The sequence below is a fragment of the Actinomadura rudentiformis genome, assembly GCF_008923185.1.
GTDB lineage: Bacteria > Actinomycetota > Actinomycetes > Streptosporangiales > Streptosporangiaceae > Spirillospora > Spirillospora rudentiformis.
The window spans coordinates 65,069-90,751 of record NZ_WBMT01000036.1; the positions used below are offsets into that span (position 1 = coordinate 65,069).

The window sequence follows — 25,683 nt, forward strand, 5'->3', positions numbered from 1 at the left end:
CGCACTCGTGATCACCGGCTCCAAGGACCTCCAAGGACAGGGTACGGCTCCGCATCGGCAAGGTCCTCGCCAGGAAGTACGGCACCCACGTCGATCTGCGCGGCCGGCGAGCGTCGTCGTTTGGACGATGGTGGGTCACATCGGGATGTCGGGCGCGCGGATGATCTGGCCGGCTCCGATGAAGCGGCGCGCGGCTCGCAGGCCCTCCTCGTGCGCGTTCTCGTGGCTGGCGCAGGCGTCCTCGATCAGCCAGGGCGTCAGACCGCGCTCGAACGCGTCGATTGCGGTCTTGAGCACGCAGTACTCGGTGGCGATGCCGCAGAGGTAGAGGTCGGTCCAGCCGCGGTCGCGGACGAGCTGTTCTCCCTCGGTGGTGAAGAGGGTGTAGACCTCCTTGGTGATCACCGTCGCGTGGCCGGCGGCGTCGAGCAGTTCGGGCGCCAGGTCGGTGGCCGGTGGTCCGCGGAAACCGTCCCAGTGCAGCAGCCTCTCGTACGGGCTGCCCGGAGGATTGACGTAGCGGGTCAGGACAAGGCCGCCGGGCCAGCGCCGCACCAGGTCCACGATCACCGGCAGCACGTGCCGCGAGCAGTCACGAAGAAACCCGCGCTGGACATCGACGACGACCAGCGCGGATTTCGCGGTATCGACCATGCTCCCAGTCAACACTCGACGGGCAATGAGACCGGCTGGTTTCGCTGCCGCAGCCAAGAAACGGAAGGGCGGAGCCCGCCGAGACATCAGCCTCGGAGCTCCGCCCACTCTCGCGATGCGTCGGGCTGGCCGGATTCGAACCGGCGACCCCCGCCACCCAAAGGCGGTGCGCTAGCCAAACTGCGCTACAGCCCGTAGCGGCCGTCAGTCTAGCCGCTTCGGGGTACGACTTGCAGTCCGTTAACCCTGCTAGAGATCTTCGAGCCCCTCCCATGAGGCCTGGGCGTCAGTCCGCCGGGCCTTTCTCGTGGGCGGACAGCCAGGCGCCGACGCCTTCCGGAGTGAGGAAGGCGTCGAAGGCCAGTTCGGAGGCGCCGATCAGGGTGGCCTCGGCGCCGAGGGTGGAGGGGAGGACGGCGGCGGGGTGCTCGCGGCGGAAGTCCATCAGGCCGGCCTTGTAGGAGGTCTCCAGGGCCTCGCCGGAGCGGGCGAGGATGTCGACGCCCAGGCCGGAGAGGGTGACGGTCTCCGGGTCGAGGGCGTTGACCAGGGCGCTGATCCCGATGCCGAGGATGCTCGCGGCCTGGTCGATGACGGCCTGCTGGGCGGGGTCGCCGAGGATCTCCAGCGCGCGAGGACGGTCCTGCGGTGGGCGGCCGGTGGCCCGGAGGAGGGCGTTCGCGCCGACCTCCAGGCCCCAGCAGCCGGTCGCGCCGCAGGCGCAGGGCCGGTCGCTGCCAATGAGCGGCATGTGGCCGAACTCCCCGGCGGCTCCGCGTGCCCCCGGGATGGGGTTTCCGTTGAGGATGAGCGTTCCGCCCAAGTCGAACTCGATGTGCAGGTGCAGGCCGAGCCCGCGGGTGCGGAGCGCGCCGCGCCGCGCCTCGGCCAGGCCCGCGAGGGTGGCGTCGTTGTCGAGAAGGACGGGCTGGAGCGCCTCCACGACGTCCACTTCGCGCCAGCCCAGGTGGGGGATGTCGAGCAGGTGGCCGTCGCGGACCGGCCCTGGGGCGGCGACCGCCACACCGATCGGGCGGGGCGCGAGCGCCTGCCGGTGCCGGTGGATCGCGGCGGCGAGCCCGTTGAGCACGTCGGGGGCGGGAGTGCCGGGGTGCGGTTGCTGTTCGAGAACCGTCAGCCGCCCGCCCAGCTCGGTCGTGGCGATCGTCCACACGTCCTCGCGGAGATCGACGGCCAGGGCCAGCGGGCCGTCCGGGTGCGGGCCCGGGATGCCGGTCGGGCGGCCACGGGTGCCCTGACGGGTGATCTCCTCGCGCAGCAGGCGGCCGTTGATCAGCTCGCCCATCAGGACGGCGGCGGTCCCGCGGGAGAGCCCGAGATCCCGGGTGAGCTCGGAACGGGTGGCCTCGGCGCCCCCTCCGTGCACCGCGCGGAGCAACCGCACCAGGTTGTGCAGCCGTAGCTCGCCGCTCGTCGTCGCTCCCGTCACCCGCACGAGGCGATTGTGCCAGCCCCGGGTCGTCGATTATGTTTTAGGCGCGAGCAAATTAGGAGGAATTGTGATCAAGCGCGCCCGACTCGGCGTTTTCGGCTACTTCGGGCTCTGTGGCCTGGTCATCGGCGTGTGGGCGGCGAGCCTGCCCGCCATGGACGAACGGCTCGACCTCGGCACCGGCCGTACCGGCACCGTGCTCCTGCTGGTCTCCCTCGGCGCCCTGGTCTCCATGCAGGGTGCGGGTCGCGTGGCCGACCGCTTTTCGAGCCGCCGGCTCTGCCTGATCTCCGGCCCGCTGCACGCGCTGCTCCTGCTCGGTCCGGCGCTGTCAGGGTCGTACGCGGCGCTGCTGGCGTGGGCGTTCGTGTTCGGGCTCGGGTTCGGGTTGCTTGAAATCGGCATGAACGCGCACGCCGTCGAGGTGGAGGAACGTTACGCCAGGCCGATCATGTCGGCGTTCCACGGCATGTGGAGCCTCGGCGGCGCGGTCGGCGGCCTGGTCACCGCGGCGGCGCTCCGGAGCGGCCTCGGTGTCAGCGCCCTGCTGACGGCGACGGCGCTCGTGGGCGCCGTCCTGTTCCTGCTGCCGGGGCGTTTCCTCCTGCGCGACCGTCTCATGCCCGAGCCCGAAGAGGTCGCGGGCGACGGGCAGGCCGATCGGCGGGTGCCGGTCAAGGGGGCCATCACCCTGCTGGGCATCGTGGTCTTCGCCGGTTCGGTCAGCGAGGGCGCGGCGGTGGACTGGGCCGCCATGCACGCACGCCGGGTCCTGGACGCCGGACCCGAGCTCGCGGCGCTCGCGTTCACCGTCTACTCGGTCGCGATGACCACGATGCGCTTCCTCGGCGACCGGTTGCGCGGCAGGCTGGGCGGCGCCCTCACCCTGCGGCTGGCCGGAAGCCTGGCCGCCGCAGGGTACGTCGTCGTCCTGCTGGCACCCGCGCTCGGCGGTGCCGCGATGGTGTTCGCCTGGACGGGCTGGGTGCTGGTCGGCACCGGCCTCGCGACCATCGTGCCCGTCGCGTTCAGCGCGGTCGGCGCCTCCCAGCAGGCCGCGGGGCGCGCGCTGGCCCTGGTGACCACGTTCGGCTACTGCGGCCTGCTCGCCGGCCCCGCCGTCATCGGCCACCTGGCCGAAGTCACCTCGCTGCGCGCGGCACTCGTCCTGCCCGTCGGCCTGGCGATCTTCGTGGCGCTCGCCGGGCCGGGCGCCCTCACCGCCCTGACCCGGCACCGGTGGACGCCGCGCGCCGAGCCCGTCACCGTCTCGCGCTACTCATGACGTGAAGACCGGCCACCCGTTCGGAAGACCGGCCGCCCGACCAGAAGACCGCGCAACCAGCACGGACGATCCACGCAATCGTGCCGGACGTTCCGTGCGATCGGCATGGGTGATCTGCGCGGCCGGGCCGGACGTCCGTGCGGTCGCAGGGATAATCCGCGCGGCCGGGTCGGGCGTTCCGTGCGGTCGGCTGGGCGGTCGGCGACCAACCGGACGATCCGCGCGACTGGCTGGGCGGTCCGCGACCGGCCGAACGATCGGTGTCGACTGGGCGATCCGCGTTACCGGCCGGACTATTCGCCTTACCGGCTGGACGGTCCGCGTAGCGCGGTGCGGGCCGCGTCCGCTGCCAGCGCTAGCGCCTCGCGTAGTTGCTCCGGCCGCCGGCCGCCCGCCTGCGCGAGCGCGCCTTTGCCGCCGGCGCCGCCGCCCACGATCTGCGCCGCGCTTGTGAGCAGATCGCGGGCGCGCAGGCCGGTGTCGGCGAGGTCGCGGGTGAACGCGCCGACCAGCGTCGCTGTGCCGCCGCTCGACGTGCCGAGGACCACCGCGCCCGGTCCCGGCCGGCGCGCGAGTTCGATCGCCAGCGGCCGCAGCTCCTCCGCGGGCACGTCGCCGAGGAGTTCGGCGACGAGCCACGCCCCATCCACGCGCTCGGAACGGCCCGCGAGACGTTCGGCCGTCGCCGTCCGCTCCGCCTGCCGCAGCCGGTCGAGCTCGCGCTGCGTCTCCGCCAGCGCCGACAGCCGCTGGCGCAGGCGTTCGGGCGCCTGGTCCGGGGGAACGTTCAGCAGCCCGGCGAGCTCGGTCAGCAACTCCTGCTGCCGATCGTGGTGGCGCAGCGCGTCGGCGCCGGTGAGCGCCTCGATCCGGCGCAGGCCGACCCCGATCGAGGACTCGCCGACGACGTGCACCGGCCCCGCCTGCGAACCATGGCCGACATGGGTGCCGCCGCACAGCTCCCGGGACGCGTCACCGATGTCGACGATCCGTACATGGTCGCCGTACTTCTCGCCGAAGAGGGCGATCGCGCCCGCCGCCTCCGCCTCGTCCCGGCTCGCCTCCCAGACCCGGACGTCCGGATCGTCGAGCAGGTAGTCGTTGACCAGCGTCTGCACGGTGGTGAGCTCGCCCGCCCCGACCGCACCGAAATGCGCAAAGTCGAACCGCAGCCGCCCCGGCTCGACCCGCGAACCCCGCTGTGCCGCGTGATCCCCCAGAACGCGGCGCAACATCGCGTGCAGCACATGGGTCGCGCTGTGCGAGCGCGCGGTCGCCGCCCGCCGCTCCGCGTCCACGACCGCCTCCGCCTCCACGCCCGTCCGGACCTCGCCGGCGGTCACACGCGCGCGGTGGACGTGCAGGCCGTCGAGACCGGGCCGGGTGTCGAGGATCTCCAGCGTCCCCGCCGCCGTCGTGACACGGCCGGTGTCGCCGACCTGGCCGCCCGCCTCCGCGTAGAACGGGCTCCGGTCCAGGATCAGCTCGATCTCCTGCCCCTCGACCGCCTCCTCGACCAGGTCGGGTCCGTCCAGCAGCCCGACCACCCGCGCGTCCGCGCGTGTGCCGTCATGTCCGACGAACTCGGTGAGCCCGTGCCGCGCGGCGATCCGGCGGTAGGCGTCCTGGCGGGCCACCGCACCGCCCTTCCGGTCGCGTTCCGCGTCCTTCGCCTGGCGCTGCTGCCGTTCGAGGAGCTCGCCGAACGCGTCCTCGTCCACGGTCAGCCCCGCCGAGCGCGCCGCGTCCACGGTGAGGTCGATCGGGAAGCCGTAGGTGTCGTGCAGCTCGAACGCGGTCCGCCCCGAGAGGCCCGATCCGCTCGTCCGCGCACGTTCGATCGCGCCGTCCAGCAGCCGCGAGCCCTGCCGCAGCGTCCGGTCGAAGCCGTCCTCCTCCGCCGCCACGACCTGCTCGATCAGATCACGCCGCCGTTCCAGCTCGGGCCAGGCCGGACCCAGGTTGTCGATCACGCTGCCGGTCAGCGCCGCCAGCGCCGGCTCCTCGATCCCCAGCACCCGCGCGTGCCGGATCGCCCGCCGCATCAGCCGGCGCAGCACGTATCCCCGGCCGTCCTTGCCGGGCAGCACCCCGTCCGCGATGAGGAACGCCGCCGACCGCGCGTGCTCCGCGACGACCCGGAACGAGACCGACTCCTCGCTCCCGTCACGCCCCGGATACTCGCGGCCGGCCAGCTCCTGCACCAGCCGGAACGTCGGCGCGACGAGATCCGTCTCGCACACGGTGTCGACGTCCTGCAGGATCGCCGCGAGCCGGTCCATGCCCAGCCCGGTGTCGATGTTCCTGGCGGGCAGCTCGCCCACGATGGGATAGCCCTCCTTTGCCGGGCCCTCGCCGCGCAGGTTCTGCATGAAGACGAGATTCCAGATCTCCTGGTAACGCTCGCCGTCCACAGCGGGCCCGCCCTCCCGCCCGAACGACGGCCCCCGGTCATAGTGCAGCTCCGACGAGGGCCCGCACGGCCCGGGAGCGCCCATGGACCAGTAGTTGTCCGCCATGCCGAGCCGCTGGATGCGTTCGTCCGGCACGCCCAGGCGCCGCCACATCCGTTCCGCCTCATCATCGTCCAGATAGACGGTGATCCAGAGGCGATCGGGATCCAGACCGAAGTGCCCGGTGAGCAGCTCCCAAGCCCAGCCGACGGTCTCTTCCTTGAAGTAGTCGCCGAACGAGAAGTTGCCCAGCATCTCGAAGAACGTCGCGTGCCGGGTCGTCCGGCCGACGTTGTCGATGTCCGACATCCGCGCGCACTTCTGCACGGACGTCGCCCGCCTGTACTCGGGCGCGCTCTCGCCGAGCATGTACGGCTTGAACTGGTTCATGCCCGCCGCCGTCAGCAGCAGCGTCGGATCGTTCGGGATCAGCGGGCTGGACGGCACGACCCGGTGGTCGCGCGCGGAGAAGAAGTCGAGAAAGGTCGAACGAATGTCAGGTGATCGCATGGAACGGCCTCACGAGGTCGATGGGATGACGGCGCACACCGCCGAGCCGGGCCGAGAACGACTGCTCGTTCCCCAGCTCGGCGCGGATAGCTCGCCGCCCCACCTCGTGGAAGGCCATCGGATTCCTGCCAGATCTCCCGCTCGTGAACGCGGACCTCCCGGCCCGCCTGGTTCCACGGTAACGCGCCCGCGCCCACGATTCCTTCCCGTTTTCCCTTGCGCCCCAGGCCCTCGTACGATCGATCCAGCATGACCACCGAGCTGGCGATCCTCATCGGCCTGCAGGCGTCGGGGAAGACGACCTTCTACCGGCAGCGGCTCGCGGGTACCCACGTTCACGTCAGCAAGGACAACTTCGGCAAGCGCTCCCGCGGCAAGCAGGCCCGCCAGCTCAGGTTGATCGCGGAGGCCCTAGAAGCCGACAGGAACGTGGCCGTCGACAACACCAACCCCTCACCCGAGGACTGGGCGCCCCTGATCGAGATCGGCCGCGCCCACGGCGCCCGGGTCGTCGCGTACTGGTTCCCGCTGGACGTCGAAGGCACGATGGCCCGCAACGCCCTCCGCCCGCCCGATATCCGGGTGCCGGACGTCGGCATCTATGCGACTCTCGGCCGCATGCGGCGGCCGGGCCCGTCCTCCGGGTTCGACCGGGTCTGGGCCGTGCGCTTCGACGGCGCCGGTGGTTTCGAGGTGACGGATGCGACTGAAGGATCTTGACACCCGGATGCGGGAGCGCGAGTACGTCCACTCGCTGACCCTCCTGCCGGGCGCGTGGACGGTCGTGCGGGTCGACGGCCGTGGCTTCTCCTCCTACACCGCCGGACGCTTCGAGAAGCCGTTCGACCGGCGTTTCTCCGATCTCATGGTCGGCACCGCCGAGACGTTGCTGACCGAGCTCGGCGGGCGGTACGCCTACACCGAGAGCGACGAGATCTCGGTCGTGCTGGATCCCGCGTACGACCTCTTCGGGCGCGAGGTCGAGAAGCTCGTCTCGCTCGGCGAGCATCGCGACCGCCGCGTTCACCCACTCCGCCGGCGAACCGGCCTGCTTCGACAGCCGTGTCTGGATCGGGACCGGCGCCGAGGACTGATCGACTACCTGTCCTGGCGGCAGGCCGACGCGGCCCGTTGCGCGCTCAACGGCTGGTGTTACTGGACGCTCCGCAAGGAGGGCACGTCGCAGCGCCAGGCCACGCGGGCCCTCGAAGGCACTCGCATCTCGGCCAAGAACGAGATGCTCTTCGCCCGCGGCATCAACTTCAACGAGGTCCCGGCGTGGCAGCGCCGTGGTGTCGGGCTCTGGTGGGAGACGTACGAGAAGGCGGGCCGTGATCCCGTGCGGAGCGTGGACGTCACGGCCACGCGGCGGCGAGTCCGGATCGACCGGGAGTTGCCGATGAAGGCGGAGTACCGGGAGCTGGTCGGGCGTCTGATCTGCGACGGGAGCTGAATGTCCGTAATCTGGGCGTTCACGATCTCGGCGAGGGGAGAGTTGTGTCGGACATCATCGGTGACGCGCTGCTGGAGGCCTTCGCGAAGCGTGGGTACGAGGCCGGGCTGCCGGAGCCGACGACGCTCAGCATCGTCCTTCCCGATGGCGCGACGGCGACCACGGACATCTCCGGCTGGCGGCAGTACGCCGGCCGTAACTCCCGGGCGGATTTGCCGAGGCTCGCCGCCGATTTCGCCGACCAGGCGGTCACCGCGTTCGCCCGCGACAACGCCGCGCTCGCCCGCGACAAGCCCGAGCCCGCCCGCGACAAGTCCGAGTCCACCCCCGACAAGCCCGAGATCGAACGCCTCCTGGACGAGGGCAGCCTGCGCCTGCGCCTGTATCCGGAGGACCAGCTGGACGACGAGATGCGCCAGGCACTCGTCACCAGGCCGCTCGCGCCAGGCCTGCTGGAGACGGTCGTGGTCGACTACCCGGACGCGATGATGCCGCTCAACCGCAGCAAGCTGGGCGGCGTCACCGAGGACGCGGTGTTCGGCGCCGCCATCAGGGCCTCGCTGGAGAAGGAGCCGCACTACACCCGCAATGACGAGATCTTCGGTGTCCCGATCATGACCGTCGGCGAGACGCACCGCTACGTCGGGGCCCACCTGCACCTGCTCCACCGCCACGCCGGCCCCGCTCCGTTCGGCGCCCTGGTCGCCGTCCCCATCCCCGAGTACGTGATCGTCCACGTCATCGGCAAGGACAACCACCTCTTCGCGGGGATGGAGGCCATGCAGGCGCTGGCCCGCACCCATGTGGAGAACGGCGAGAAGCCCATCACCTCCCAGGTCTTCTGGTGGCGTCCGGGCCAGTACGAGCGACTCCCCGAGCCGGACGCGTTCGCCAGCGGCCTCGTCCCGGAGCTGCGCCCGGTGGCCATCGAGGTCGACCACGACGACAAGAGCGTCGCCGCCCTGACCGCCGACACGGGCGAGCTCATCGACCTCTGGATGAACGCTTGAGGATCCAGGCGTGATCCGACAGCCGTCTAGGCCGTGGGGGACTGCGCGGGAGTGCCGGATCTGACCTCGTTGAGAACGGTCGTGACGGTGCCGACGACCTCGGGGAGGTTGTCGCGGAGGGCCCTCGCGGCGCGCCGGTGGTCGGGAGAGTCCGGGATCCCGGCTGCCTCCAGGAGCGGGGTGAGGTCGCCGAGCATCTTCTCCAGCCACGCCATCGGGTCGTCGGTGAGGTCGGGGGTGAAGACGCGGCGGCCTGGCTCGTTGTCGCGCATGCCTGGGTGGTGGTGCATGCGGTCCTTGCTGCCGGGGCCGCCCTCGACCGATTCGAGGAAGTCGGCGCGCCACAACGCCTGGTCGACGACGATCCTCTGGGCGGCGTTGCCGGTGCCCCGCCAGGGCTGGGGTTCAACCACGCGAAGCTCGACGCGGACGCCTCGTTCGTGGCCGCCGCGGTCGGGGTCGGGGTCGACGAGGTAGACGTCCTCGACCGTCAGCCCGAGGCTGCCGAAACAGAACACGCGCAACACGGAGTGCTCCTTCCGCCGTCGTGCTTCGGACGATACGGGCCGAACGTGTGAACGTCAGCCCTCGCGGGAGTCATAGCTCTTGCGGGCGAGCGCGATCTCTTCCAGATGCGATTCTGCCCAGTTCATGAGGCTTTGGACCGCGTCGACCAGGGTGTGTCCGAGGGGTGTGAGCGTGTACTCGACGCGGGGCGGGATCACCGGATAGACGGTGCGGGTGACGATGCCGTCGCGTTCCAGCCCGCGAAGTGTGGCGGTGAGCATGCGCTGGCTGATGCCGTCGACCTCGCGCTTGAGCTCGGTGAAGCGCTTGGTGCCCGTGGCGAGCACGGTGATCGTGTAGAGCGACCATTTGTCACCGACGCGGTCGAGGACCCGGTGTGTCTCGCAGAGAGCGGGTTCATGATGCCGGAACGCGCTGACGTCCAAGGTTCCCTCCGTGTGCCCATGGCAGAAACAAGTGCCTTCTTGTGTCCCCGTGATGGGTCTTTGCAGGATGAAGACGGTTCCCCTTTGAGAGTGACACACCGAAGGGAACTCTCTTCCTTCTCATACCTAAGGAGACACCATGACGGTTGAGACTGTCGAGATCCCCGGCTACGTCGCCGGTGACTGGATCCTCGATCCCGCCCACACGGATGTGGGCTTCAAGATCCGGCACATGATGCTCAACAAGGTCCGCGGCCAGTTCACCGGCGTCGAGGGCCGCATCGTGACGGCGGAGAACCCGCTGGAGTCGACCGTGACCGCGACCATCGACCTGGCCACGATCGACACCGGCAACGCCCAGCGCGACGAGCATGTGCGCTCCGCCGACTTCCTCGACGTCGCGACCTACCCGACGATGACCTACCGTTCCACCGGCCTGCGCCCGGACGGCGACGCGTTCCTGTTGGACGGCGAGCTCACGCTGCGGGGCATCACCAAGGAGGTGCCGCTCCGGCTGGAGATCGGCGGTTTCGGGCCGGACCCGTTCCGGCAGGACGACCCGTTCAAGGGTGCGCGGGCGGGCTTCACGGCCACCGGCGAGCTCGACCGCACGGACTTCGGTGTCGGGGACACCGCCACCATCCCGGGCGGCGCGCTGGGCCTCGGCCTGAAGCTGCAGCTCATCCTGGAGATCCAGGCCGTCCTGCAGACCGACTAGGCGCGGCCGGAAGCGCGAACCGTGCCCCCGGCCGCGAAAGCCAGCCCGGCCGCGAAGGGCAAGCCCGGCCACGACCAGGAGACCCGGCCACGACGGAAAGACCAGCTACGACAGGAAGCCGAGCAGCGCGGCGGTGAGCTCGGCCGGCGCGTCTTCCTGGACCAGATGCCCGGCTCCTTCGATGAGGCGGAGCCGGGCGCCTGGGATCGCGGCGGCCAACTCATGGGCCTTGGCGACGGGGATCCATGAGTCGTCGGTGCCCCAGCAGATCAGCACCGGCAGATCGAGCTCCCCGTACCGCCCCTGGATCTCGTCCGTGAAGCGCTGGTCCGCCTGGGCGATCTGACGGTAGAACGCGGGCTGCCCGCTGTCCCCGAGCCACGGCTGGACGAGCGCGTCGAGCGTCGCCGGGTGCAGCCCCGGACCGCTCGCGGACGTCACGTACTCCCGGACGAGCGCACGGTGCAAATGGGAGGGGACCTGTTCGAACACCTCGGCGTTGTCTCCGACGAGCCGGAAGAACGGCGAGCCCCAGGGTGCGAGCGCCACCGGGTCGACCATCGCGAGCCTGCGGTAGCGGGCGCCGTGCAGCAGGTGCGCCCGCAACGCCACGGCGCCGCCGAAGTCGTGGGCCACCACCTGAGGCTCGTCGAGCCTCCAGTGCGCCAGGAGCTCGGCGAACAGGCGCCCCTGAGCACCCAGCGAGACGTCCTGCCCGGCGGCCATCTCGGAAGACCCATAGCCGGGCATGTCCCACACGTACACCCGGCGTCCGTTCGCCAGGGCCTTCGCTATGGCCCGCCACACGTACGACGAGAACGGCGTGCCGTGCAGCAGGACGACCGGTTCGCCGTCACCGAAGGCATCCCACCGGACCTCTCCGGACGCGCTCTGATAGGTCTCGCCGAGTTTCCAGTCCGTCACTGGCCTGCAGCCTCCGCTCACATTGATCATCAGTCCTTCCCGTAACAGCCTGTAGCGGAAGCCGAACATTCCCGTAGAAGGGGATCAAAACCCGGATGCTCCGGCGCTGCATGGTCTGGGACCATCCCATTCGTGAACGCATTAGCAGATTTCGCCGGTGACTTCGAGGCCCACCTGACGGTGGCGACCCGGACCGCCGGCACCGGCGCGCTCGAAGCCTGGGCGGAGTCGCGCGGGCTCAAGTTCATCCACATCGTGCTGGCGTGCGGCCGTAAGCCCTCGCAACCGATGGTGACGCTCCGTACCGCCGGGACGCTGTCCGAAGCGCACGCCCGTACGGCGACCACGGCCGCCGATCTCCGGAAGGCCGGCTTCGCGGTCACCCGCACCAAGATCGAGGCGGCGCCCTGGAACGCGGGCGTGCCGGCCTCCGACGACGAGGCCGCCCCCGGCCGCTACTTCGAGCACCATGTCAAGCTCCTGCTCGACGCGGACGCGGACCTAGCGGCGCTGACGGCCCTGGTCGTCCCGCACGCCGCGCACCTGTCGCACAACGCGCGCCGAGTAAGGGCGGACGGCCGCCAGGAACGCTTCGTCACGCAACGTTGCCGTGGCGTCGGCGCGGACACGGCAGGGGAGCGCCTGAACGCACTGACCACCGCGCTGAACGCGGCGAAACACGAGATCGCGTCCGTCGAACGCGAGTACGTGGTCTTCGACGACGGCGAATCGCTGGACGACGGCTGGATCGACGAAGGGAGGAATGGACGATGAGCTCTACCTGGGACGAGCTGACATGGGGTCCGTGGCCCGGCGACGCGGAGGTGCCGCACGAGGGCCCGGACGCGGTCACGCGCGAGCGGCTCGGACTGCCCGCGACGTTGCGGCCGGTGCCCGGTGCTCTGCAGCGGCCGGTGTTCGACCCGGCGCTGAAGCAATATCCGAAGGCGATGCGCGCCGGGGAGCCGCTGTTCGCGTCGGCGGAGACGGGCGAGCAGTGGTACGCGGCGCGGCGGCGGGCCGTCGACCATGTCCTCGCGGCGATCGCGCAGTCGCGGTGGGCCGAGCATCTCGTGCTGCGCGGAAGTGTCCTGCTGCGCGCGTGGTACGGGGACGCGGCGCGTGAGCCCGGTGACCTGGACTTCGTGGTCGTTCCGCGGTCATGGCAGATGGCCGAGCACCGGACGCGGGAGATGCTCGACGGCATCGCGCAGGCCGCGGAGGCCATGTCCGATGAAGCTCACCTGCCCGATGACGTTCAGTTGAACGCGGCCGGCGCGGTGAGCGAAGACATCTGGACGTACGACCGCGTGCCTGGGAGGCGGCTCGTTCTACCGTGGAAGGCCGAGGGACTTCCGCAGGGGACCGTCCAACTCGACTTCGTCTTCAACGAGCATCTGCCTGCCGAGCCGGAGCTGACGGAGATTCCGCGGTACGACGGCGGCGAGCCTGCTCTCCTCCAAGCCGCGTCGCCGGAGTTGTCGCTGGCCTGGAAGGTGATGTGGCTGCTCGACGACATCTATCCGCAAGGCAAGGACCTGTACGACGCGTGGCTGCTCGCCCAGGACACGCGACTCGGCTACAGGCTCTTGGTGGAGGCGATGGTCGCGGGCGATCCGGCGCGCGTGAGGCACCTGCCCACCCTCGCGGATGTGGGGCGCCTGGAAGTGGACTGGGAGGAGTTCCATAAGGAGTATCCGGGGCTGCCCGGGACGGGTGAGGACTACCACTACCGGCTCACCTCGGCACTGACCCCGACTTTCACCAGCGAGAGCGACCTTCCGGAGCAGGAGTACGTGCGGCGCGCGGAGCTGTTGCGTCCCCGTACCGCCATGTACGAGATCCTCCGGGCGGAGAGGGGCATCGACGGGGCCCTGCGCGCGATCGCGGATGACCGGATCCCCATCGCCGAGGGCGTCGTGATCGCCAATGAGCTGCTCGGGCGCGGCCCGTCGGAGGTCGCGGCGACGCTGGACCAGGTGCTCCGCGCCTATGAGAGCGCGGGTTCGGGATGGATCGGCTACCTGCGGCGCAATCCCGACGAGCAGGCCAAGATCCTGGCCGACCTGCGCGACGGATCCGGCGTCTGACGACGGACCTGGCCTCTGGCGACGGACCTGGCGTCTGACATGGGCGGGCCCCTGACCTGCGCGGTAGGTCAGGGGCCCGAGCCTCAGCTCGACGTGTGTGGGGGTCGCGTCGTCAGCCGAGGCCGTTCTTGAGTGCGGAGATGAGCTCGCCGTTGGCGGTGTCGCCGCTGAGCTCCCAGAAGAACGATCCGGCCAGACCCTGGTTCTTGGCGTAGGTCATCTTGCCGCCGATGCTGGACGGGGTGTCGTAGCTCCACCACTGGTTCCCGCAATGGGCGTACGCGGTGCCGGCGACGGTGCCGTTGGCCGGGCAACGGCCCTTGAGGACCTTGTAGTCCTCGATGCCCTGCTCGTACGTGCCCGGCGCGGCGCCGGAGGCGGTACCGCCCGGCTCCTTCTGCGTGACGCCCTGCCAGCCGCGGCCGTAGAAGCCGATGCCGAGCAACATCTTGTTCGCCGGGACGCCCTTGGACTTGAGCTTCTGGATCGCCGCGTCGCTGTTGAAGCCCTGCTGCGGGATCCCCGGGTAGGAGGTGAGCGGCGAGTGCGGAGCCGTCGGGCCCTGCGCCGCCCAGGCACCGAAGAAGTCGTACGTCATCGGCAGGTACCAGTCGACGTACTGCGCAGCGCCTCCGTAGTCGGCCGCGTCGATCTTGCCGCCGTTCGAACCGTCCGCCGTGATCGCCGCGGTCACCAGGTTGTTCGACCCGAACCTGGCGCGCAGCGCCGACATGAGGTTCTTGAACGAGGAGAAGCCGCTGGTGTCGCAGGTGAGGCCGCAGGCGTTCGGGTACTCCCAGTCGATGTCGATGCCGTCGAACACGTCCGCCCAGCGCGGGTCCTCGACCAGCGAGTAGCAGGAGTCGGCGAACGCGGCGGGGTTGGCCGCGGCCTGGCCGAAGCCGCCGGACCAGGTCCAGCCGCCGAACGACCAGATGACCTTGAGGTGCGGGTGCTTCTTCTTCAGCTTGCGCAGCTGGTTGAAGCTGCCGCGCAGCGGCTGGTCCCAGGTGTCGGCCACTCCGTCGACGCTCTCGCCCGCGGTGTAGGCCTTCTCGTAGTCGGCGAAGCTGTCGCCGATGGTGCAGCGGCCGTTCTGGACGTTGCCGAACGCGTAGTTGATGTGGGTGAGCTTGGCCGCGGAGCCGCTCGTGTCGATGTTCTTGACGTGGTAGGCCCGCTGGTAGACGCCCCACTGGGCGAAGTAGCCGATCACCTTCTTGCCGCCCGGGCCGGGACCGGGGCCCTCCTGCGTCGTGACGCTGACGGCGTTCGAGGCGGGGGAGGTGTTGCCCGCCGCGTCGCGTGCCTTGACGGTGAACGAGTAGGCGGTGCTGGGTGACAGGCCGGAGACCGTGGCGCTCGTGCCGGTCACGGTGTCGGCGAGGGTGCTGCCCCGGTACACGTCGTACGCGGTCACGCCGACGTTGTCGGTGGCGGCGTTCCAGGCCAGTGAGACGCTGCTGGAGGTCTTGCCGGTGGAACGCAGGTTGCCGGGAGCGGCGGGAGCCTGGGTGTCGCCGGAACCGCCGGTGCCGTCGCAGGCGCCGCCGTTGACCTTGCAGCCGGAGATCCAGCCGGCGCCGGAGCCGTTGAAGCCGAAGCTCGCCGACGCTCCCGCCGCGACCGTGCCGTTCCAGCCGACGTTGGTGAACGTGTAGTGGTCACCCGAGACGCTCTTGGCCGCGTCCCAGGTCGAGCCGATGGACGTCCCGGCCGGCAGGTCGAACTCCACCTTCCAGCCGGCGATGGACGCCGTCGTGCCGTTCTTGACCGTGCACTGGCCGCCGAAGCCGGTGCCCCAGTCGGAGGTCTTGGTACAGGTCGCGGTCACCGCCGCCGCCGACGCCTGCGGCGCCGCGACCAGCGAACCGGCCATCATGAGGATCAGTGCGCCGGCCAGCCCGATCGCTCGCCGTCCGCGGGGTCTGGACATGGTTCTCCTTAGTTCACCCCGAACCAACAGAAACCCCGATCGATGGAGCGCTCCATCACTCATAGGAAAGTTTCCTAAGAATTGTGGGGATCGTAACGTCGGCTCCGCATGCCTTCAAGGCCCCGTAACACCGCACTTCACAACGCCCCGCTGGTCCTGTCGGCTGCCTGCGGACGTTCGGCCCTCGACACCCCGATCTCGCGAATCAGGATGTCCGAAACTCCCTCAACACACGTTCCGAAATCCCCTACCACTGGTCTAGAGCGGCGGACTCACCTCGGCTTACCTGTCCGCACGAGGGATCGTGAAGCGATCAGAGGGTGACGGGATAGGAGAGCGTGAGCTCGTCCGCGGGAACGCCGCGGACGCCCCAATTCACCGTGGGCATCTCAATGATCGTGAGCTCCAGATCATCAGGGTGGAGGCCGAGCGCGGGGCAGAGGCGGCCGTAGACCGTCCGGATCAGCTCCCGCCCGGACCTGTGATCTTAGGATCCGCCTGTCAGGGAGCCAGCATCGGGCCGCGGAGCCGCATCCACGCGATCAACTGGGTCTCCTTGACCTTGGCGCGCACCTGGCGGTACCCGTCCAGATCCATGTTCTTGATCACGTTCTCGTAGACGTAGGTCGACGCGAGGACTCCCAGCAGCGCCTCGGTCTCGGCCATCGAGCGCCGGAGCACGCCCGCGTCCAGGAGCCGGGCCGAATGGATCAGCGGATCGCCGGCGGGCCCGCCCTCGTTGGTGGTCAGCGGACCGACGTGCACGGCGGCGCGCAGCCGGATCTGGACGGCGGGCGCCGAGCGACGGTGGTAGGCCTTCAGCAGCGCGTAGAGCACACCGAGAGCCTCGACCACACGCGTCGTCGCGATGCTCGGTGGAGCCACGATGAGCAGTTCATCACCGCTGTGCCGCAGATAGCAGCCGTCCCAAGCGATGCCGACACGCTGGAAGCTCTCCCTCAGCATCCTCAGGTGCATCTCCTGGATGAACAGACGGTCGTCGCTCCTCCTCTTCTCGGAAGCGAAGCCGACGATGTCGGTCCTGAGGATGGTGCAGTGGTGCCCGTCCACATGAGGAAAACCTCCGTCGGCCGTCCTATCCTCGGCACCTGCTGCGCCGGCCGACCCAGGGGTGTCGCTGCCGCCTTCAGAAGGTCCATTTCCGCGTGCCCCTGGGCCTTCGGTCAGGCGGTTGTAGATCTGGCTCTCCACGATCGTGAGCACGTGCGGGTGCGCGCTGATGAAACTCGCGAAGTCCGGAGTCGAGAGCATGAGGGCCTCGACCGTGTCGAGGGCGACCACCGTCGCGGACCGCACGTTGACCTGCAGCGCGGCACGTTCCCCGATCAGCTGGCCCGGGCCGCGCTTGGCGAGCAGCCGCTCGCGCCCGTTCTCGGTGACATAGATCTTGGTCCGGCCGGAGAGGATGATCAGCACGAAGTCGGCGTACTCGCCCTCGCGGAGGAGCGCCGCGCCGAGCGCGAACGTGCGGGGCGTGGCCTTGGACTCCAGTTCGTTCTGCTCGCCCACGCTCAGCGACGCCCAGAAGGTGACGGGGACCCGCGGCTCGTCCGGCCCAGCCGGCTCGATCATGGGGAATCCCGGTCCGAACGAGCCGGCTGCCAGAGCATGCGGCCCGTACACCTGGTAGGCCGACTCCGCTACCGCCCGGCCGTCGCGGACGCCGGCGAGCACTCGGGTCCAGTCGGACCGGGCGAGGAAGGCGGCGGCGCAGAGTAGGACCGCCATCGCGACGGGATCGCCGCGTCCGGCCTGGATGAGGACGAGGGCCTGGATGAGGACGAGCAAGAGCGCGTCCGACGGACCGAGATGCCCCAGCGCCGACCGCATCCCCTGCAACACCGATCCGCGCATGTGAACCGGTGTGCGGATACCGACCGGTGTATTCCGGTGAGGGATACCGGGACGTTCTGGTCCGACGGGCTTGGTGGGACTCTGGACGGCCTCATTGGCCTTTTCTGGAACACGCTTTCGCCTGTGCATGGGGGGAACCTCTGCAAGGGTTCAAATGGTGCGAAATTGACGGTGGCCGGAAGCTGCCAATCCGTCTTCCCAGGTCCGGTGGCCATGCCACCGGCAAGTCGGTTCCCCTCTTGGTAGCCCGTCGCGGGCTGGCTACCATGGGAAAACCGGTATGCACATTCGCCTCGTCAGGCGTTGGATGGTCGGTTAGGGCCGCCTGTCCGTTCCGTTGACCGGAAACCGGCCGGTATGGCGTGCCTGCCAGCACGCCCTGTGGCCGGCCTGACAAAAACGAATGTGTGAACGGTGTGGAGGGTCGCATTCGTCACGCTGATCCCGTGTGTGGATACGTTCGGATCAGTGAGAGACGGGTGCGGCCCTTTTTGCGTGCCGCGAGCGGTGACCGTAGTTCAGGGCCGCCTCCTCGATCGTGTTGCTGCGAGTCGGGACAGGCACGGCCGCCGTCGCCAGATGATCCATCTGGTCTGTGCGGCGAACCGCAGGTTCTGATCCCGATCCAGGTCCGGTTGTTCGGCCGGGCCCGTGGTGAAGATCCACCTAGGAGTGTAGCATGTCACGACATAATAGACTGTTCCCCCATAAATTGGAGGTAGACAATCTGCCACCTGGCATTTTGATGGGTGGCGGTGATGCTGTCTGCCCATGTCAAGTCTGTAAGGCCTCGTTGTAGAGGCGCGTAGGTGTGGACAGGCTGGTCCAGCAGATGACGAAATGCTACCTGGCAAATCGTTACCCGCTCTGGGCGACTACTGGTTTGATGGAAGCTGACTACGGAGGGTGGGTCACGATCATGGCGGTAGACCAAGGTCCGGTTGTGCAGAGTGCGATGCTTCGCAGTGACCTGGTCCGGATCCGCCGGGAAAGATCCCTGACTCAGGAACAGGTGGCCGAACAGCTCGAATGGTCGCCGTCCAAGTTGATCAGGGTCGAGGGCGGCCGGAGTTCCATCACCAAGGTCGATCTCGATGCCCTTCTCGCTCTCTACGGCGTCACGTCCGAGAGCCAGCGGGAGAGACTGCACGCTCTCAACCGTGGAGCGCGAGCCCGAGCCTGGTGGAACGAGTTCAAGAGCGAAAGCCCACCCACCTACCTCAACTACGTGGGCTATGAGGCCGGCGCCGCCTTCATCCGCCAGTTCCAGCCCTCGGTCGTGCCCGGTTTGCTGCAGACGCGGGAGTACTCAGAGGCGCAGACCGCTGCCCTGGTCTCCGAGGCGAAGGTCGGAGCGGCGGTCAATCTCCGGATGCGGCGTCAAGAGGAACTGGCGAAGCGCTCGACGCCACCGCGCCGATACTTCGTAGTGGACGAGGCGGTCATCCGCCGCCATGTCGGCAAGAACCGGGATCCGGCCATCATGCCGGCCCAGCTGCGGCACATCGCCGACATGACCGAGCAGGACGACCGGCTCACCTTCCGGATCGTCCCGTTCGAGGCCGGAGAGCACCCCGGCCTCACCGGCGCCTTCACACTCCTGGAGTTCGACGGCGGCCTGTCGAACATGCTCTATCTCGACACCGGCCGCGAGATCTCCATGGTCATGGGCGATGATCCCGAAGTCGGCAGGTTCGCTGCGGACTTCGAGACGCTCTTGGAGGTGGCGCTGTCCGCGGAGGAGTCGCGGGAGTTGCTGCTGAGCGCGGCCGAGGAGATGTCGTGACAGCCTGATTCGGCCGTAGGCCGGCACATGGCGGTCGGTGGCGCAGCGTTGCGGCGTCATGGCGGCACCAGCGGGCGAAGGTCGGCGCGAGGCGAGCCGGCGCATTGGCAGGGCGTCGCATGATCTTCTGCTGCGTGTAGGCGGTCAATGTTGAACCGTTTACACTTATGGTCGAAATCACCCACAAGGTCGTGGGCCTGTGTGCCCTGCCTGATTCCTGTGGCCGGGGTGTGAACCGGCCTGATTTGCCGGTGGGGCTGGGGCCAACGCGGCGAACGGAGGTCGTGGATGGTTGCCCGGCCGAACTGGTGCTCCACGGTTGTCTGGCGGAAGAGCCGCTTCAGCGCTGGTCAAGGCGATTGTGTCGAAATCGCTCGTCTCGGTGACATTGTGCTGTTCAGGGACTCGCACGACAGGTATGGCGACGTGCTTGCCATCACCCCTGCTGAGTGGGGTCGCCTTGCGGGCCGCATCCAGAGTGACGAGCTGGACGTCACCTGACGCGGGCCGCAGTGTGTGGGCTGAGCTTAGGCTTCGGTGACCCGACGTTATCGTCAACCTATTTATTGTTACCAGTGATGCGCTGTTAGTTCGACGGGCCCTGTTTTGCCAAGGTCACCACGAGTTCTGCTGATATCACTGATTTGTGTCATATGGCGCAATTGATTAGCACTCAGCGTGCTTGACTGGTGACTTTTCACTAACCGCGTGAGTGGCCTGCCGACCTGGTCAGAACGTGCCGAACCATCGGGGCATGTCCAGCTGGAACGGGTCCGGTGGGGTCATCGTGCGCAGGTCCTGTTCCATCGCGCGGACGCGGTCGGCTCCGAGGGTCTTGACCCAGCGTGCCCGGATCTGGTCGAAGATCTCCGCCGCCAGGGTCAGGCTCTCGATGCCGCGCGGGGTGAGGCGGACGATCTTGCGGCGGGCGTCGTGGGGGTCGGTCGCGCGTTCGACGTAGCCCAGCTTCGTCAGCTGGTCGATGGTCTTGCCGGCCGCCTGCTTCGAGACGCCCATCTTGCGGCCCAGTTCGACGGCGGTCACGCCGGGGCCGATCGCCTGGCAGGCGAAGCCGTACATGGGCTTCAGGTCGGGGTGTCCCCGCCGGGCCAGCTCGGCATGGAGCTCGTCGATGATCACGCGGAAGCCGAGCAGCAACCGCAGGGGGAGTTCGAAGCCGGGTGCATCGGGACTTGACATGAAAGACAACCTCGTTAACCATATTGGACAACCACGTTGACGAATATACCAAGGGAGCGCCCGATGACACTGATCCGCAACGCCGAAGCACGCCGCACCGAGACTTCCGCCGCCGTGATGACCACGTTCGCCTCGCCGACCCAGGGCGAGGCGAGCCTGTCGGTCTGGCGGGTCGACAGCGCCGCCGGGTCCGCCGGGCCCGACCACCTCATCGATGCCGAGCAGGTGTGGACGTTCCTGAAGGGGACGGCGACGGTGCGGTTGGACGGCGAGACCCTGTCTGTCGCTGCGGGCGACACCGTGGTGATGCCCGCCGATGTCGTCCGGCAAGTATCGGCTGGGTCGGAGGGCTTCACTGCCGTAGTGGCCGCGCCCGCCGGAGCGCAGGCGTCGATGCCTGGAAGCGCCGACAAGATGCTCCCGCCCTGGATCGCCTGAAGGAGAAACTCATGACCTTGATACTTGCGAAGGACCGCCGCCGAACCGAAACGCCCAACGGTGTCATGACGACCCTTGCCTCGCCCACGCAGGGCGGGGCGGGCACGGTGATGTGGCGGGTGGACATGCTTCCCGGTCGCGAAGGTTCTCTGCACGCCTTTGACGCCGGACAGGTGTGGACGTTCGTCGAGGGCGGCGCGACCGTTCAGCTGGGTGACGAGAAGCTGACCGTCGCGGCGGGGGACAGCCTGGTGATGCACGCCGATGTGACTCGCCAGGTGTTCACCGACCAGGGCTTCGCCGCTGTGGTGGTGGCGCCCGCGGGCGGCCAGGTCTACAACCCGGACGGCAAGGGCCCGGGCGAGGCGTGCGACCTGGCTCCCAGGGGCGACGAACGCGTGGCTCCGCCGTGGGTGCGGTGAGCGCTCACGTGTTGAGATAGGCGAGGACGGCCAGGACGCGGCGGTTGTCCCCTTCGGCCGGCTGCAGGTTGAGCTTGCTGAAGATGTTGTTGGTGTGCTTGCTGATCGCCTTCTCGGTGATGAAGAGCTTGCCGGCGATCGCCGCGTTCGACCGTCCCTCGGCCATCAGCCCCAGCACCTCACGTTCGCGTGGAGTCAGCGTCTGCAGCGGCTCCTCGCGGGCGCGGCGGGTGAGCAGCTGGGCGACCACGTCCGGGTCCAGCGCGGTGCCGCCGCCAGCGACCCGGCGGACCGCGTCCACGAACTGGCTCACATCCGACACCCGGTCCTTGAGCAGGTAGCCGATGCCGCCCGAGCTGTCACTCAGCAGCTCCCGCGCGTACAGCTGCTCGACGTGCTGCGACAGGACGAGCACGGGCAGGCCGGGGATCTCCTTGCGCGCCTCCAGCGCCGCCCGCAGCCCCTCGTCGGTGAACGTCGGCGGCAGGCGAACGTCGACCACGGCCACGTCCGGGCGGTGGGTGGTGAGCGCGCGGAGCAGCGACGGCCCGTTGTCCACGGCCTCGACGACCTCGAACTGGAACGCCTCCAGCAGGCGGATCAGTCCGTCCCTGAGGAGGGCAAGGTCCTCGGCGATGACAACGCGCACGGAAGCTCCATGGTCACGACGGTGGGTCCGCCCTGCGGACTGGTCACCACCATCGTCCCATCGAATGCGGCCAGCCTGCGTTCGATTCCGCGCATCCCGGAACCCGCGTCCAGGTCGGCCCCGCCGAGCCCGTCATCACCGACGATCATCTTGAGCGCGCCGTTGGCATGGTGGATGTCGATCCATGCCCGCTGCGCGCCGCTGTGCTTGGCGATGTTCGCGAGCATCTCGGCGACGGCGAAGTAGGCGGCCGACTCCACCGGCGCCTCCGGCCGGCCCGGCAGGTCGATCTCGACGTCCACGGGCAGCGGCAGCGACAGCGCGAGAGCCCGCACGCCGCCGTCCAGGCCGCGTTCGGCGAGCACCGGCGGATGGATGCCGCGCACCAGGTCACGCAGCTCGGTGAGCGCCGTGCCGCTGGCCTCACGCGCCTCGACGAGCAGCTTCTGTGCGGCCTCGGGGTCGAACTTCATCAGCTGCTCGGCCAGGCCGATGTTCATGCTGAGTGCGACCAGCCGGGCCTGCGCGCCGTCGTGCAGGTCGCGTTCGATCCGGCGCAGCTCGGCCGCCGAGGCGTCCACGGTCTCCGACCGCGTCTCGGTCAGCTCCTGGACGCGCTGCTCCAGCGCGGTGCGCGTGGGCGAGAGCAGCGAACGGTTGAACAGCGCGTGCGCCCGGAGGAGGCGGGGGCCCAGCTGCAGGCCGGCCGCCGTGAGCGCGACACCGCCGACGATCGACCCGACGATGCCGACCGCCCCCCATTCGGACAGCGGCCAGAACGGGCCCCAGCCGTAATCCGCGATCATGGCGACCCACGGAGCGACGAGAACGCCCTCCACCCCGTACACCACCAGGGCGGCCGGCAGCAGCCCGAGCAGGAGCCCGACCGGGACGTTCACCAGCGTCCACAGCACGTCGCGCCACGTCGCCGGGTCGGTGAGCAGCCACTTCAGACGGCGGAACGGATTGGCCGACGAGGGCGGCTCGGGCCGGTACGGCACCGGGATCGCCACCCCCGACCAGGCGGCGCTCCACGCCCGCTGCTGGTTGGCCAGCGCGCGCAGCGCCAGCAGCACCGGCGGCAGCAGGAAGACCCCGACGCCGATCGGGATCAGCGCGAACGACACCACGGAGAGCACGAACAGCGGGATGTTCACGGCCTGCGAGAGTACGACCTGGACCAGGCCGCGCACGCCCGACAGGAACCAGCGGTAGATCAGCCCCTCGGGGGCGCCGCTGTCGTCGCGGTCATTCACTGTTCCCCGCCTCCTTCTCAGCCCGTTCGTGTCCAACTCTGCCGATCGCCTCATTCTGGTCCGTCCACTGCGTCGAGAGGGTGGTGCTAGGTCCTCCATCGGAGGTGAAAAAGGGGAGGTGAAGCCCTACCTCCCAGGGGGACCTGAGGCCAGTGGCCGCCGCGTACCCTGAACCGCTCTCGGACGGTGCCCGTACCGTGCCCGGACCGTCCCGCCGGCTTCGGCGCGACAAGTAGGGCACGTTCCTGGACAATGCACTGGCGATATCCAGGGGAGAGAGCGGGATTCCACTCGTGACAGCGTCCATCAGTCAGACAGGCACCACCGGCGTCGCGCCGGTCCCGATCAGCCGTCGCATCGCCGACGAGCTCGGCGTCCGGGAGGGGCAGGTACAGGTCGCCGTCGACCTGCTCGACGGCGGGTCGACGGTGCCGTTCATCGCCCGCTACCGCAAGGAGGCGACCGGCGCGCTCGACGACGCGCAGCTGCGCGCGCTCGAAGAACGGCTGCGCTACCTGCGTGAGATGGATGAACGGCGCGCGGCGATCCTCGAGTCGATCGAGTCGCAGGGCAAGCTGACCGACGAGCTCCGCGCCCAGATCATGGGGGCGGACTCCAAGGCGCGGCTGGAGGACATCTACCTGCCGTACAAGCCCAAGCGCCGCACCAAGGCCCAGATCGCGCGCGAGGCCGGGCTGGAGCCGCTCGCCGAGCTGCTGCTGAACGACCCGTCGAACGACCCGCAGGCCGCGGCCGCCGGGTACGTGGACGAGGAGAAGAGCGTCGCGGACGCGGCGGCGGCGCTGGAGGGCGCCCGGGCCATCCTGGTCGAACGTTTCGCCGAGGACGCCGACCTCATCGGCATGCTGCGCGAACAGGTGTGGACGCGGGGCCGGATCGTGTCCAAGGTCCGCGAGGGCAAGGAGGAGGCGGGCGCCAAGTTCGCCGACTACTTCGACTTCGCCGAGCCGTTCACCAAGTTGCCCTCGCACCGGATCCTCGCGCTGTTCCGCGGGGAGAAGGAGGAGGTCCTCGACCTCGACCTGGAGCCGGAGCCGGTCGACGAGGCCGACCCCGGCCGGCGCAGCTCGTACGAGGCGGAGATCGCGCGGCGCTTCGCCATTGTCGACCAGGGGCGGCCCGCGGACCGCTGGCTGGGCGAGGCGGTCCGCTGGGCCTGGCGTACGCGGATCCTCGTGCATCTGGGCATCGACCTGCGGACGCGGCTGCGGCAGGAGGCGGAGGACGAGGCGGTCAAGGTGTTCGCCGCCAACCTGCGCGACCTGCTGCTGGCCGCCCCGGCCGGGACGCGGACCACCCTCGGTCTCGACCCCGGCCTGCGCACCGGCGTGAAGGTCGCCGTCGTGGACGCCACCGGCAAGGTCGTCGCCACCGACGCGATCTTCCCACACGAGCCGCGGCGCAAGTGGGACGAGTCGATCGAGACGCTGGCCAAGCTGTGCCGTGAGCACAAGGTGGACCTGGTCGCGATCGGCAACGGGACGGCGTCGCGCGAGACCGACAAGCTCGCGGCCGATCTCATCGCCCGCCACCCGGACCTCAAGCTCACCAAGATCATGGTGTCGGAGGCGGGCGCGTCGGTGTACTCGGCCTCGGCCTTCGCCTCCAAGGAACTGCCCGACCTGGACGTGTCGCTGCGCGGCGCGGTCTCGATCGCGCGGCGGCTCCAGGACCCGCTGGCCGAGCTGGTGAAGATCGACCCCAAGTCCATCGGGGTCGGGCAGTACCAGCACGACCTGTCGGAGGTGAAGCTCTCGCGTTCCCTGGACGCCGTCGTCGAAGACTGCGTGAACGCGGTCGGCGTCGACGTCAACACCGCGTCCACGCCGCTCCTGACCCGGGTGTCGGGCATCGGCGAGAGCCTGGCCGAGAGCATCGTCGCCCACCGTGACGCCAACGGGCCGTTCCGCACGCGTTCCGGTCTCAAGGACGTGGCGCGCCTCGGGCCCAAGGCGTTCGAGCAGTGTGCGGGCTTCCTGCGGATACCCGGCGGCGACGACCCGCTGGACGCGTCCAGCGTGCACCCCGAGTCGTATCCGGTCGTGCGGCGCATCATCGACGCGGCGGGCAGCGACATCAAGGGGCTGATCGGCAACACGGCGGTGCTGCGTTCGCTCAAGCCCGCCGAGTTCGTGGACGACACGTTCGGCCTGCCGACGGTGACCGACATCCTCGCGGAGCTGGAGAAGCCCGGCCGTGACCCGCGGCCCGCGTTCAAGACGGCCACGTTCAAGGAGGGCGTCGACACCCTCGCCGACCTCAAGGCCGGGATGATCCTGGAGGGGGTCGTCACCAACGTCGCGGCGTTCGGCGCGTTCGTGGACGTCGGCGTGCACCAGGACGGGCTCGTCCACATCTCCGCCATGTCGAACAAGTTCGTCGAGGACCCGCGTGACGTCGTCAAGCCCGGCGACATCGTGCGGGTGAAGGTGCTGGACGTCGATCTGCAGCGCAAGCGCATCTCGCTCACGTTGCGGCTGGAGGACGAGGCGCCGCAGGCGGGCGGTGGCGGCCGCGAGCAGTCAGGCGGCGGCGCCGCGCGTCGCGGCGACAACCGTGGCCAGCGCGGCGGTGGCCAGCGCGGCGGTCAGCGCGGT

General features: G+C 69.4%; 24 protein-coding genes and 1 tRNA gene. 12 read left to right on the forward strand and 13 right to left on the reverse strand.

Going from position 1 to position 25,683, the window contains the following annotated elements; genetic code table 11:
• Window positions 1–135: 135 nt before the first annotated feature.
• The 3 genes from F8566_RS48425 to F8566_RS48435 all read right to left on the reverse strand — a co-directional run bounded on the left by F8566_RS48425 (window position 136) and on the right by F8566_RS48435 (window position 2,110).
• Window positions 136–654 carry an isochorismatase family cysteine hydrolase gene (locus F8566_RS48425; RefSeq protein WP_151571066.1) on the reverse strand — a complete coding sequence of 173 codons (519 nt, stop codon included), beginning with the start codon at window positions 652–654 and terminating at the stop codon, window positions 136–138.
• Between the two features lie 120 nt (window positions 655–774).
• Window positions 775–849 (reverse strand) — tRNA-Pro (locus tag F8566_RS48430).
• A gap of 91 nt (window positions 850–940) precedes the next feature.
• On the reverse strand, window positions 941–2,110 hold the full coding sequence (locus F8566_RS48435) for an ROK family protein (RefSeq protein WP_151571067.1): 1,170 nt from the start codon (window positions 2,108–2,110) through the stop codon (window positions 941–943).
• 64 nt (window positions 2,111–2,174) lie between these two features.
• Here F8566_RS48435 and F8566_RS48440 point away from each other — a divergent pair, with 64 nt between their 5' ends.
• On the forward strand, window positions 2,175–3,392 hold the full coding sequence (locus F8566_RS48440; RefSeq protein WP_225994213.1) for an MFS transporter: 1,218 nt from the start codon (window positions 2,175–2,177) through the stop codon (window positions 3,390–3,392).
• A gap of 302 nt (window positions 3,393–3,694) precedes the next feature.
• Here the strand turns inward: F8566_RS48440 and alaS are convergent, their stop codons facing one another.
• Both alaS and F8566_RS52540 read right to left on the reverse strand, forming a co-directional pair.
• Window positions 3,695–6,355, reverse strand: a complete 2,661-nt coding sequence (gene alaS, locus F8566_RS48445; RefSeq protein WP_151571069.1) for an alanine--tRNA ligase — start codon at window positions 6,353–6,355, stop codon at window positions 3,695–3,697.
• Window positions 6,342–6,473, reverse strand: coding sequence for a hypothetical protein (locus F8566_RS52540; RefSeq protein ID WP_264159552.1), 132 nt, complete (start codon window positions 6,471–6,473; stop codon window positions 6,342–6,344). Before F8566_RS52540 ends, alaS begins: the two co-directional genes overlap by 14 nt.
• 131 nt (window positions 6,474–6,604) lie before the next feature.
• On the opposite strand from F8566_RS52540, the gene F8566_RS48450 reads away from it, so the two are divergent.
• From F8566_RS48450 to F8566_RS48460, 3 genes are read left to right on the forward strand one after another with little or no spacing between them, the layout of a single operon-like run.
• Window positions 6,605–7,075: an ATP-binding protein gene (locus tag F8566_RS48450; protein WP_151571071.1), complete on the forward strand. Its 471-nt coding sequence runs from the start codon at window positions 6,605–6,607 to the stop codon at window positions 7,073–7,075.
• On the forward strand, window positions 7,056–7,808 hold the full coding sequence (locus tag F8566_RS48455; protein WP_225994214.1) for a tRNA(His) guanylyltransferase Thg1 family protein: 753 nt from the start codon (window positions 7,056–7,058) through the stop codon (window positions 7,806–7,808). The genes F8566_RS48450 and F8566_RS48455 overlap by 20 nt, the downstream gene beginning before the upstream one ends.
• A gap of 44 nt (window positions 7,809–7,852) precedes the next feature.
• Window positions 7,853–8,818, forward strand: coding sequence for a hypothetical protein (locus F8566_RS48460; RefSeq protein ID WP_151571073.1), 966 nt, complete (start codon window positions 7,853–7,855; stop codon window positions 8,816–8,818).
• A gap of 26 nt (window positions 8,819–8,844) precedes the next feature.
• Here the strand turns inward: F8566_RS48460 and F8566_RS48465 are convergent, their stop codons facing one another.
• Together F8566_RS48465 and F8566_RS48470 are read right to left on the reverse strand one after the other, a co-directional pair.
• Window positions 8,845–9,345 carry a hypothetical protein gene (locus F8566_RS48465; RefSeq protein WP_151571075.1) on the reverse strand — a complete coding sequence of 167 codons (501 nt, stop codon included), beginning with the start codon at window positions 9,343–9,345 and terminating at the stop codon, window positions 8,845–8,847.
• Between the two features lie 54 nt (window positions 9,346–9,399).
• Complete coding sequence (locus tag F8566_RS48470; RefSeq protein WP_151571077.1) at window positions 9,400–9,771, reverse strand: winged helix-turn-helix transcriptional regulator; 372 nt, start codon at window positions 9,769–9,771, stop codon at window positions 9,400–9,402.
• A 139-nt stretch (window positions 9,772–9,910) separates the two neighbouring features.
• On the opposite strand from F8566_RS48470, the gene F8566_RS48475 reads away from it, so the two are divergent.
• The gene (locus F8566_RS48475; protein WP_151571079.1) at window positions 9,911–10,489 is read left to right on the forward strand and encodes a YceI family protein; all 579 of its coding nucleotides are present in this window, start codon (window positions 9,911–9,913) and stop codon (window positions 10,487–10,489) included.
• Between the two features lie 105 nt (window positions 10,490–10,594).
• Here the strand turns inward: F8566_RS48475 and F8566_RS48480 are convergent, their stop codons facing one another.
• A complete protein-coding gene (locus tag F8566_RS48480) occupies window positions 10,595–11,413 on the reverse strand; it encodes an alpha/beta fold hydrolase (protein ID WP_151571081.1) in 819 nt (272 codons plus the stop codon).
• A gap of 132 nt (window positions 11,414–11,545) precedes the next feature.
• Here F8566_RS48480 and F8566_RS48485 point away from each other — a divergent pair, with 132 nt between their 5' ends.
• Together F8566_RS48485 and F8566_RS48490 are read left to right on the forward strand one after the other, a co-directional pair.
• Window positions 11,546–12,187 carry a hypothetical protein gene (locus F8566_RS48485; RefSeq protein ID WP_225994215.1) on the forward strand — a complete coding sequence of 214 codons (642 nt, stop codon included), beginning with the start codon at window positions 11,546–11,548 and terminating at the stop codon, window positions 12,185–12,187.
• A complete protein-coding gene (locus tag F8566_RS48490; RefSeq protein ID WP_151571083.1) occupies window positions 12,184–13,503 on the forward strand; it encodes a nucleotidyl transferase AbiEii/AbiGii toxin family protein in 1,320 nt (439 codons plus the stop codon). Before F8566_RS48485 ends, F8566_RS48490 begins: the two co-directional genes overlap by 4 nt.
• Before the next feature lie 112 nt (window positions 13,504–13,615).
• On the opposite strand, the gene F8566_RS48495 is transcribed toward F8566_RS48490, so the two are convergent.
• Window positions 13,616–15,439, reverse strand: coding sequence for a glycoside hydrolase family 18 chitinase (locus F8566_RS48495; RefSeq protein WP_151571085.1), 1,824 nt, complete (start codon window positions 15,437–15,439; stop codon window positions 13,616–13,618).
• 501 nt (window positions 15,440–15,940) lie between these two features.
• Window positions 15,941–17,314 carry a cyclic nucleotide-binding domain-containing protein gene (locus F8566_RS48505; RefSeq protein ID WP_192810279.1) on the reverse strand — a complete coding sequence of 458 codons (1,374 nt, stop codon included), beginning with the start codon at window positions 17,312–17,314 and terminating at the stop codon, window positions 15,941–15,943.
• A 955-nt stretch (window positions 17,315–18,269) separates the two neighbouring features.
• On the opposite strand from F8566_RS48505, the gene F8566_RS48510 reads away from it, so the two are divergent.
• Together F8566_RS48510 and F8566_RS48515 are read left to right on the forward strand one after the other, a co-directional pair.
• Window positions 18,270–19,100, forward strand: coding sequence for a helix-turn-helix domain-containing protein (locus F8566_RS48510; protein WP_225994216.1), 831 nt, complete (start codon window positions 18,270–18,272; stop codon window positions 19,098–19,100).
• 288 nt (window positions 19,101–19,388) lie between these two features.
• The gene (locus F8566_RS48515; RefSeq protein ID WP_151571091.1) at window positions 19,389–19,601 is read left to right on the forward strand and encodes a DUF397 domain-containing protein; all 213 of its coding nucleotides are present in this window, start codon (window positions 19,389–19,391) and stop codon (window positions 19,599–19,601) included.
• A gap of 228 nt (window positions 19,602–19,829) precedes the next feature.
• On the opposite strand, the gene F8566_RS48520 is transcribed toward F8566_RS48515, so the two are convergent.
• The gene (locus F8566_RS48520) at window positions 19,830–20,300 is read right to left on the reverse strand and encodes a MarR family winged helix-turn-helix transcriptional regulator (RefSeq protein ID WP_151571093.1); all 471 of its coding nucleotides are present in this window, start codon (window positions 20,298–20,300) and stop codon (window positions 19,830–19,832) included.
• A gap of 63 nt (window positions 20,301–20,363) precedes the next feature.
• Between F8566_RS48520 and F8566_RS48525 the strand changes: the two genes are divergently transcribed.
• Both F8566_RS48525 and F8566_RS48530 read left to right on the forward strand, forming a co-directional pair.
• Window positions 20,364–20,738, forward strand: coding sequence for a cupin domain-containing protein (locus F8566_RS48525; protein ID WP_151571095.1), 375 nt, complete (start codon window positions 20,364–20,366; stop codon window positions 20,736–20,738).
• Between the two features lie 11 nt (window positions 20,739–20,749).
• Complete coding sequence (locus tag F8566_RS48530) at window positions 20,750–21,160, forward strand: cupin domain-containing protein (protein ID WP_151571097.1); 411 nt, start codon at window positions 20,750–20,752, stop codon at window positions 21,158–21,160.
• Window positions 21,161–21,164: 4 nt separating this feature from the next.
• On the opposite strand, the gene F8566_RS48535 is transcribed toward F8566_RS48530, so the two are convergent.
• On the reverse strand, window positions 21,165–21,809 hold the full coding sequence (locus F8566_RS48535) for a LuxR C-terminal-related transcriptional regulator (protein WP_151571098.1): 645 nt from the start codon (window positions 21,807–21,809) through the stop codon (window positions 21,165–21,167).
• Entirely contained in the window at window positions 21,761–23,065 is a 1,305-nt protein-coding gene (locus F8566_RS48540; protein WP_225994217.1) for a sensor histidine kinase, read from the reverse strand. Before F8566_RS48540 ends, F8566_RS48535 begins: the two co-directional genes overlap by 49 nt.
• 293 nt (window positions 23,066–23,358) lie before the next feature.
• Here F8566_RS48540 and F8566_RS48545 point away from each other — a divergent pair.
• On the forward strand, window positions 23,359–25,683 hold a 2,325-nt coding region (locus F8566_RS48545; protein ID WP_151571102.1), incomplete at its 3' end, for a Tex family protein.